The organism is Streptomyces sp. NPDC002130 (genome assembly GCF_040296465.1).
Lineage (GTDB): Bacteria > Actinomycetota > Actinomycetes > Streptomycetales > Streptomycetaceae > Streptomyces.
This window is the reverse complement of the sequence record NZ_JBEOXI010000319.1, coordinates 1-7840: the sequence shown is the minus strand read 5'-3', so window position 1 is coordinate 7840 and position 7840 is coordinate 1. Positions and strand designations below refer to the sequence as shown.

General features: G+C 68.5%; 6 protein-coding genes and 2 pseudogenes. 1 reads left to right on the top strand and 7 read right to left on the bottom strand.

The annotated features are described in order from the left end of the window. From ABT116_RS36715 to ABT116_RS36705, 3 genes and pseudogenes are all read right to left on the bottom strand, one after another. Positions 1–1072 (bottom strand): DUF4118 domain-containing protein (locus ABT116_RS36715; protein WP_351643198.1); only part of this gene is annotated, 1072 nt, incomplete at its 3' end. A 12-nt stretch (positions 1073–1084) separates the two neighbouring features. Next, complete coding sequence (locus ABT116_RS36710) at positions 1085–2317, bottom strand: PP2C family protein-serine/threonine phosphatase (RefSeq protein WP_351643195.1); 1233 nt, start codon at positions 2315–2317, stop codon at positions 1085–1087. Between the two features lie 113 nt (positions 2318–2430). After that, positions 2431–2808 (bottom strand): annotated as a pseudogene (locus ABT116_RS36705) (hypothetical protein); the annotation flags it as partial. A gap of 264 nt (positions 2809–3072) precedes the next feature. On the opposite strand from ABT116_RS36705, the gene ABT116_RS36700 reads away from it, so the two are divergent. After that, positions 3073–3474 carry a DUF6896 domain-containing protein gene (locus ABT116_RS36700; RefSeq protein WP_351643193.1) on the top strand — a complete coding sequence of 134 codons (402 nt, stop codon included), beginning with the start codon at positions 3073–3075 and terminating at the stop codon, positions 3472–3474. A 5-nt stretch (positions 3475–3479) separates the two neighbouring features. Here the strand turns inward: ABT116_RS36700 and ABT116_RS36695 are convergent. The 4 genes and pseudogenes from ABT116_RS36695 to ABT116_RS36680 all read right to left on the bottom strand — a co-directional run. Beyond that, positions 3480–4059 (bottom strand): annotated as a pseudogene (locus ABT116_RS36695) (IS5 family transposase); the annotation flags it as partial. A gap of 525 nt (positions 4060–4584) precedes the next feature. Continuing rightward, entirely contained in the window at positions 4585–5982 is a 1398-nt protein-coding gene (locus tag ABT116_RS36690) for an FAD-binding oxidoreductase (RefSeq protein WP_351643190.1), read from the bottom strand. 414 nt (positions 5983–6396) lie between these two features. Continuing rightward, complete coding sequence (locus ABT116_RS36685; protein WP_351643187.1) at positions 6397–6765, bottom strand: Asp23/Gls24 family envelope stress response protein; 369 nt, start codon at positions 6763–6765, stop codon at positions 6397–6399. Between the two features lie 8 nt (positions 6766–6773). Beyond that, entirely contained in the window at positions 6774–7466 is a 693-nt protein-coding gene (locus ABT116_RS36680) for a hypothetical protein (protein ID WP_351643184.1), read from the bottom strand. Positions 7467–7840 lie beyond the last annotated feature (374 nt).

Here is a 7840-nt window from a genome sequence, read left to right as displayed (position 1 = left end):
CCCCACGCCCGTCCCGCCAACGCCGCCCCATCCGGACCCCCTCCGACCGTGCCACCACCTGCCGGTGGCTCGTCGGGAAGGCGACATCCACGGCCGTCTGCCTGGGCAGCTTCTGCGGCAGCAGGCTTCGCTGGAGAGCGAGCGCGGTGGCCCGCTCACGGGTGTAGCGACGCGCGTTGTCGGTGGCCACGGCGGACTTGGCGGCCAGCTCCTCGGCATCGGACAGGTCCCTCACCTCGAAGGGTTCGGAATGCCCTGCACGCCAGAAGCTGACGATCCCCAGCGGCACGCCCCGTGCCCGCAGCGGCGCCGTGATCAGAGAGTGCATGCCGTAGCCCAGCACCGGCCCGGGGTGATCCGGGACCAGCGACCGCCATGCTGTAGAGGCTCGGAGGTCGAGCTCGATCCTCGCCTGCCCACCACGGAGGAGGCTGCGGGCCCGCGGAGCGGACGTGGTGGTTGCGAGGAGCGTGCCTGCCGGGTGGAACGGGTGGTTCTCCCGGATGCCCGCGACGGCCACCCGGCGCAGGTCCGCGTCGTCGACCGTCGGCTCCTCTCCGAGCAGGACGGACTCCGTCAGGTCCACGGTGACGAAATCCGCGAACCGGGGCACCGTTACCCGCGCCAGCTCCTGCGCGGTCCGTTCCACATCGAGGCTGGCGCCGATGGCCATGCTGGCGTCGTGCAGCAGCTCCAGGCGGCCATGAGCCGCCTGAGCCCGCTCCCGCTGGCTGCGACCGCGGATGGCCAGCTCCGAGACGGCGGCACCGATGACGAGCAGAAGGACGGCCGTCCAGCGGTCCTCGGCACTCGTGATGGCGAGCATGAACCAGGGTTCTGTCAGGAACAAGTCGAAGCAAACGGTGGCCGAGACCGCCGCGATCAAGCCTGCGATGCGGTCCCCCTGGGCGGCAACCGCCACCACCGCGACGACCAGCACGAGAGCGGTGCTGCTGGTGGGGAAGTGGGTCCGGAACGGCACCAGCACCAGAGCGAAAACCACTGGTGCGACCAGGGCGGACACGATCGCCCGGCTTCTTCTCAGCACGTGCGCACGGCGCTCCACGTCCACTGAGATCGTCTCCTAGGTGGTGAGTGGCCGAGACCCGCTGGACACACCGGGCCACCGTGAATTCGCGGTCTCGCCCCTCGGACCGAGGGCAGCGATGTCCTGCCTTCGGGGTCTGCGGATGTCGTCGGCCGGGCCGGAGGCCTTCCGACGAGCGTCTGCGCCGGATGGCGCTTCGGCGTGAGCGTCCGCAGACCACAAGGAAGCCTTGATGCCTCGGCGCTGTACCACGAGCACAGCCGCGTCGTCCGTGAGGACTCCGCCGACATGTTCACTCAGGTCCTCATGCAGCCGCTCCAGCAGATCGCCGGTGGGCAGCTCCGCCCACGCGCGCAGCCGCTCGGCCAAAGGGTAGTACTCGGCCTGCGGGCTTCGCGCCTCGAGAATCCCGTCCGTGCACATCAGCACCCGTCCGCCGCTGGGGACCTTGATGTACTGCCATTGCCTCGGCGTCTCCGCAAGGTCGGCCAGCCCCAGCGGCAGACCGGGCTCCTCGAACCGGGCCTCCGTGACCTGGCCATCGGCGAGTACGAGCGGGGGGACGTGCCCGCAGTCGATCAGACGCAGATCCTGTCCGAGCGTCTCCGCTATCAGAGCGGTGACGAACTCCTCCTCAGGCTCGCGGGCGGACTGGTCCTCCCACCGCACCAGCTCCTCTTCCATGAGCCCGACGACGGTCCGCAGGTCAGGCTCCCGGTAGGCGCCCTCGCGGAACGCGGTCAGCACCGCCGCGCTCGCGCCGATCGCCGGGAGACCCTTGCCCCGCACATCTCCGATCACCATCCGCGTGCCGTAGGGAGTCCACAGCACCTCGTAGATGTCCCCGCCGACCATCGCCTCGCGCTCGGCCGCCTCATAGAAGCCGTCCGCCGTTACATCGCCTGCCTGCAGCGGCAGCGACCGCAGCAGCAACCGCTGTGCCGTCCCTGCCGTCAGTCTCAGCCGCTTGATGCGCTCCTCGCGCTCCAGTCGCACCCGGCAGACGACGAGGCTCACCAAGCACGCGGCCAGCGCGGAGACACTGATGGCGACCCGGTTGGGCACACTGATGTCCTGGAACACGCCGTATTCGAGGCCGGTCAGCGCCAGGTACAGCGCGCACACGACAGCGGTCATACGCAGACTGAGCAGCGCGGCTGCGACTACCGGGGCGAGCACCGCGAAAGGCGCCAGGCGCAGCAAAGGGTCGGGGATGACCGTGTCCAGCGCGCCGATCAGGGCGACATAGGCCACAAGCGCGGTGAACACACCCCTGTCCTTACCCAGCCTGGCCCGCACGGCGCAACTCCTCACTCTCACCGTCGGCCTCTCCAGGCTCGCACCCTGGCCCTGAGAGGGCCACCCGGATGGCGATCGTCCAGCAGTTGGCGCTCGCCCGGTTCCGAGACGTACGCGGTGTGGTCGCGGACGAAGAGTCTTGGCCGGGGCTGCTGTCAGTCCAGCGGTCCCTGCCAGTCCCCGACGACGGGGATCGTCTTGTCCACCTTGCCCGTGTAGTCACCCGGGAGGATGGGCGAGGTGCCGCTGCCGCGCTGGTTGCCGATGCGGCCGTAGTCGTCGGGGCGTCGACCTTGGTGAACTCGCCGTCCTTTTCGAGCAGGAGGCCGTCCTCGCAGCCGATGCCGACGGTTTCGCCCTTGGCGCCGGCCTCGCCGTGGACGCCTGGAGCAGTTCTCGTTGCGCTTGATCTCCTTGTTGTTCTCGTCGAGGACGAGGGCGCCGGTGCGCTTCTCCTCGGTGCGACTTCTAGTACATCAGCCTTCGGCACCCGGGGAAGGCCGGTTACGAACTCGCCCTCCTCAACCACACCCACCCAACTCTCCCGGAGGGCTACCGCTCCCCCATCACGCCCGTACCCCCCACTGCCGAATACGCCAAGCAGTACGTCTAGAAGCGAACGTTCGCCGGGTGCTTACTGATCGTTTCAGAATGCCGTCCTGCGGAGACGCTGGAGGCCCCATGGAACAATCCTTTCAATCACGGGCCCGGGGGGATGACACCGTATGGAACGGGTGGAGGCTGCGCGAGACCTCGTCCTCGGTTACGTCCGCGCTCTGAACGCGATTGATGAGGCCATGAGGGTGGCGATCCCCTCGCTTGAGCGGCTGGTGGACGTCGTCGGCCTGGCCCGTTCGCGCCGGATCAGCCGGAGTGATCACATCGGCACCTACTTCTACAAGGTCCATGGGGCAGGGTGCCGCTTCGTTAGCGATAACGGCACTCAGGTCGATGTGGACTTCGCAGCCGACGGGAGTGAAATCTTCGACCTCTGGCGGCTCCGTGGGTACGGGCTGAGCTTGCCGGAGCCTCGTGCCGTCACGGATCAGGACATGCGGTCCGCAGTGCAGTCGCTGCAACCGCTGCTCACCGAGGTGCGGCCGGGGTGGTTCAGCGTAGCCAACTGATCGTCTCAGGATGAGGTTCGCAGGCGGCGGATACATATGAGGCCGTAGGCCAGTTCGAGCAGGCCCTGGTGGAGATCGGCGCGTCGTTCGTAGCGGGTGCGGAGCCGTTTGAACTGGTGCAGCCAGGCGAAGGCCCGTTCAACCACCCAGCGCACCTTTCCCGGTCCGGAGCCGTGAGCGACGCCGCGTCGGGCGATCCTCGGCTTGATGCCGCGCTTCCGCAACAGGCAGCGGTACTTGTCGAAGTCGTAGCCTCGATCGGCGTACAGGCGGCGGGGGCGTCCCCGAAGTCCCCGATTCGATGGGATGGCGTCCAGCAGCGGCAGGAGCTGGGTGACGTCGTGTCGGTTCCCGCCGGTGAGCGTGACGGCGAGCGGGGTTCGTGACGGTCGACGATCAGGTGGTGCTTCGAGCCGGGGCGGGCACGGTCGACGGACGAGGGGCCGACGTGAGCCCCCCTTTGAGCACCCGGACGTGCGACCCGTCCACGGAGCAGTCATCCGGGTCCGGCAGGCCGGCGCGGCGAAGCTCGGTCAGCAGAGCAGCGTGCAGGCGCGGCCACACGCCGGCCTCGGTCCAATCCCGGCGAGCATGCGCAGGGTCATATGAGTGACCTGGGCGCCGCTTCCTCGTCTTCCCCGCCGGCGCGCTGGCCGAGGCGCGCGCAGGTGCGGAACAGCTCGCGGTTGCCCAGGCTGGACAGCCGCTCCCGCACGGCCGGGTCGGCTATGACAGGACAGTCTTGAGCTGATTGATCGCCTGAGTGCGAGCCTTGACCGCACCACCGTGGGGCTGGACAAGGAACGTCAGGCGGAGGACGGCTTCGAGGGGGCGAATCGCACACCGCGGGCTGGCGCCCGTCTGCTGGGAGAGTGTACGACGCCCTCCTCGGCGACCGGTCCCACCAACTCGACAGCAACAGGATCCCGCACAGCGCCTGCTGGTCCGGCACTCGCGGACGGCCTCCATCAGCATCGGTCCCGGCTCCGGCAGCGATGGCTCGATCAGCGCCCATGGTTAATCCGACACGCCCCACAGCCGTGACTGTGTCTTCTCCATGACGAGGCCGATCAGATGAGCCGACAGTCGCCGATAGTACGCAACGTCTGCTCAGCCAGCCGGGAGGATGTTCGCGTTGAGTCGGAAGAAGTTGTCGGGGTCGTACTCGTTCTTGAGGTTTACCAGTCGGTCGTAGTTGTCGCCGTAGGCGGCCCGTACCCGGTCCTCGCCTTCCTCTCCCAGGTTGTTCACATACTCGGCTCCGAGGGAGAAGCGGCTCATCTTGTCCCACCACTTCCGTGCCCATTCCTTGTGCACTTGGCTTTCCTGCGGATCCGTCCATACCGACGCGGCGAAGTTGTCGTATTGCGCATTCCGGTGGTGAAAGGCCGCTGCCGTAGGCGGGATGCGGCTGGCGGCGCCGCCGTACTGCTGGAAGACGATGAGGGATCTGGGCGAGGGAGCACTGGCGAAGTGGTCGACGGTGGCCTCGATCGCGTCCTGCGGGATCTCCTCAAGGAAGTGGGACTTCCAGTAGTAATGCAGGCCGATGGGGAAGAAGGGGTCACCGGCGGCTTGCAGCTGCGTGTACGCAACTGGCCCCACCTGATCGACGGTCGGCGGTCCGAAACGTCGGAGTGGCTCCAGCACGCACTCGCCTTGCTCCATCGATCCGGCGTAGAAGACGGAGATGGCGAATACTGGGTCACCGTCGGGCGAGGTCAGGAAAAAGGCGTCAGCGGTCAGCTCGTCCGGGGCTGAACGTGAGTACTCGTAGTAGAACCCGAGGGCTTCCCTGGCCCGCTCCAGGGGATGGATGACGACGCCTCCGAGCACCTCCGGACCCACCGGGTGGAGTTTGAACTCAAGGGAGGTTGCGACGCCGAAGTTCGCGCCGGCCCCCCGCATGCCCCAGAAGAGATCGGGGTTCTCCGTGGCGCTGGCTCTCCGTAGGTGACCATCGGCGGTGACGACGTCGACGGACAGCAGATTGTCGCAGGCGAGACCGTACGTCCGGGCGAGCCGACCCACGCCGCCGCCGAGCGTGAGGCCGGCGACGCCGGTATGAGTGACGACGCCCGTGGTCGTGGCCAGTCCCGACACCTGTGTGGCACCGTCCAGTTCGCCGAGCGTGGCACCACCTTCCACCCGGGCTGTTCGGTTGACGGCATCGACTGTGACGCGGCGCATCCGGGAGAGATCGATCATCAGGCCGCCCTCGCACACTGCCTTGCCGGCGATGTTGTGGCCGCCACCGCGCACGGAAACCAACAGATCGTGCTCACGCGCGAAGGTCACAGCCGCTGTCACATCGGCGTTCCCGGCGCAGCGGGCGATCAGCGCAGGCCGGTGGTCGATCATGCCGTTCCAGACTCGTCGGCCCTGGTCGTACGCGTCATCTCCAGGGAGGAGCAGTTCTCCGCGCAGGCTCTCCCCTAGCCCCTGAGCGACTGATTCCTTGAGCACGGTTCGTTCGCCCGTTCTCGTCGTCACCTCGAGCGGAAGCATGGCGCTCCTTGTTGCGGTCTCGCTGGATGTTGCGCCGGCAGGGCAGGACGGTGAGGGCGCGCATACGAATTGCAATGAACCGCACCCCTACCAGCCGACCAGCCTGCGAACGCCGACGCAGTTCGGACTCGTCCATACGGGTGATGACACGCAGACGGCCGACCTCCATCGGCAGGCCCTCACTGCCTACCTCCGCCGCCGTCCGCACCCGCGTCCTCGGCCCGGGCCACCCTGACACCCTGTTCAGCCGCAACGGCTTGGAAGTAGCGGGACGCCGAGCGCCGGTCCGCGTCACCTGCCGCCCCTCGTCCTGCCTGTTCCCGTCGGTGCGGAGACTGGCAGCTCCTCGTGGCCCCAAGCGAGGCGGCCTACCCGCTGTGGCCGCATACCCGTGTGCAAAGGATCACTCGGAACTCATCCAGCGGCGTGCTGGCTGGCGATACGGGTCACCGTGACCTCGACGGCGACCCGCTCCGCGACATCGTTGGCGGCGAGGGAGGAGATGACGGCGGCCTCCACCCGGTCGTGGACTCTCTGGGCGACGTCCAGCGCCCGCTGGCCGGAGGCCAAGATGCAGCGCACCTCGACGTGCCATCCCGAACCGTCAGGCGATCGGTCGACGCGGATGCCTGCCTCGGGGGACGCGCGGTGAGGCGTGGTGCCCGTCCGGCTGGGCGCGGCGGCTGCCGCGAGGCGGTGGGCAAGACGGGGTTGCAGGCCCGCCACTCCGGGAACTGCGAGAGCTGCCTCGGCCGCAACGCTGAGGAGCGTGGTGGTGCGCATGCCGGTCATCAGGTATCGCCGCCGGGCGGGAGGCCGCGGCCGAGGGGCGGCTCCGGCTCCAGGATGTCGATCACAGTAATGTCGACGGCTGTCGCGGAAAGCCCCAGGGCCTGCCCGGCGGAGTCGAGAACCGCTTGGCGCACCCGATGGACCCGGTCGGGCAGCGGGCGGTCGAGGGCAGCGACCAGGGTCATGGTCACTCGCACGCTACCCGCGCCTTCGGGTAGGAGCCGGCAGGTCACGGTCGTGGCGCCGGGGACCGTGTCCGCTGCCTGCCGCAATACCTTCGCCGCGGCGCTCTCGGCGATGCGCAGGTCCCGGTCCGGGTCGGCCAGGGGCAGCAGCCGCCCGAGCCGTACCTCGGCCCTGACGATGCCCATGACGCGGTCGGCGAGTGCGTGCAGGCCTGCAGTGTCCTCGGTGCGCAGCGGCTGGAGGGCCGCGTCCACCGTGGCCAGTCTCTCGAGGGCTTCGTGGCAGTAAGGGCAGGAGACGGTGTGCGGGTCCGCCGTCGGCGGCGCGTCCCGCTCCTGCTCCCACACCCGGCTGAGCAGACGGCCGCAGGCCAGTACCTCGTCACCAGCGAGCGGGGGCACCGCGTCGGCATCCGGTCCGGTGTAATTCAGGACGCTGGTTGCGGCCCTCTCCCCCAGTTCGCCCGCGCCGTATCCGATGCCGAAGCAGGTAACGCCAACAGCCAACCCGCCCAAGCCGTCGCCCGTGGCCAAGGCGTCCTTGTGCCGACGTCGGAGGCGCCTCTTGCATCGGGCCTGCCCGCACGGTCACCGTGACTGGCTCAATCACTTGCCCTGTGTGCTTGCTGAAGCCAGGTCAATCCGGCCGGGCGTTGCTTGCGTGCGCTCTGCCGGCCCAAGGCTCCCGGGACGGAGGGAGCCTCGTCATTGACGGTGAGACGCCTCGACGGGTAGCACCCTTCGAGGTTGAAGCCGAACGACGCCAGCCCGGTGGGATCGATGCGGCTGAGGTCGGCTTCGCGTAGCCGGGCGTCCGATTACGGCTGGGGTGGCGCCTTCCACAGGCGCCCACCCCCACCCACTACACACACAGCACCATG

What these genes read in the sequence shown, in the direction of transcription:
- ABT116_RS36690 (WP_351643190.1), bottom strand. Translation starts at nt 5,982, where the DNA reads ATGCTTCCGCTCGAGGTGACGACGAGAACGGGCGAACGAACCGTGCTC.
- ABT116_RS36700 (WP_351643193.1), top strand. Translation starts at nt 3,073, where the DNA reads ATGGAACGGGTGGAGGCTGCGCGAGACCTCGTCCTCGGTTACGTCCGC.
- ABT116_RS36685 (WP_351643187.1), bottom strand. Translation starts at nt 6,765, where the DNA reads ATGCGCACCACCACGCTCCTCAGCGTTGCGGCCGAGGCAGCTCTCGCA.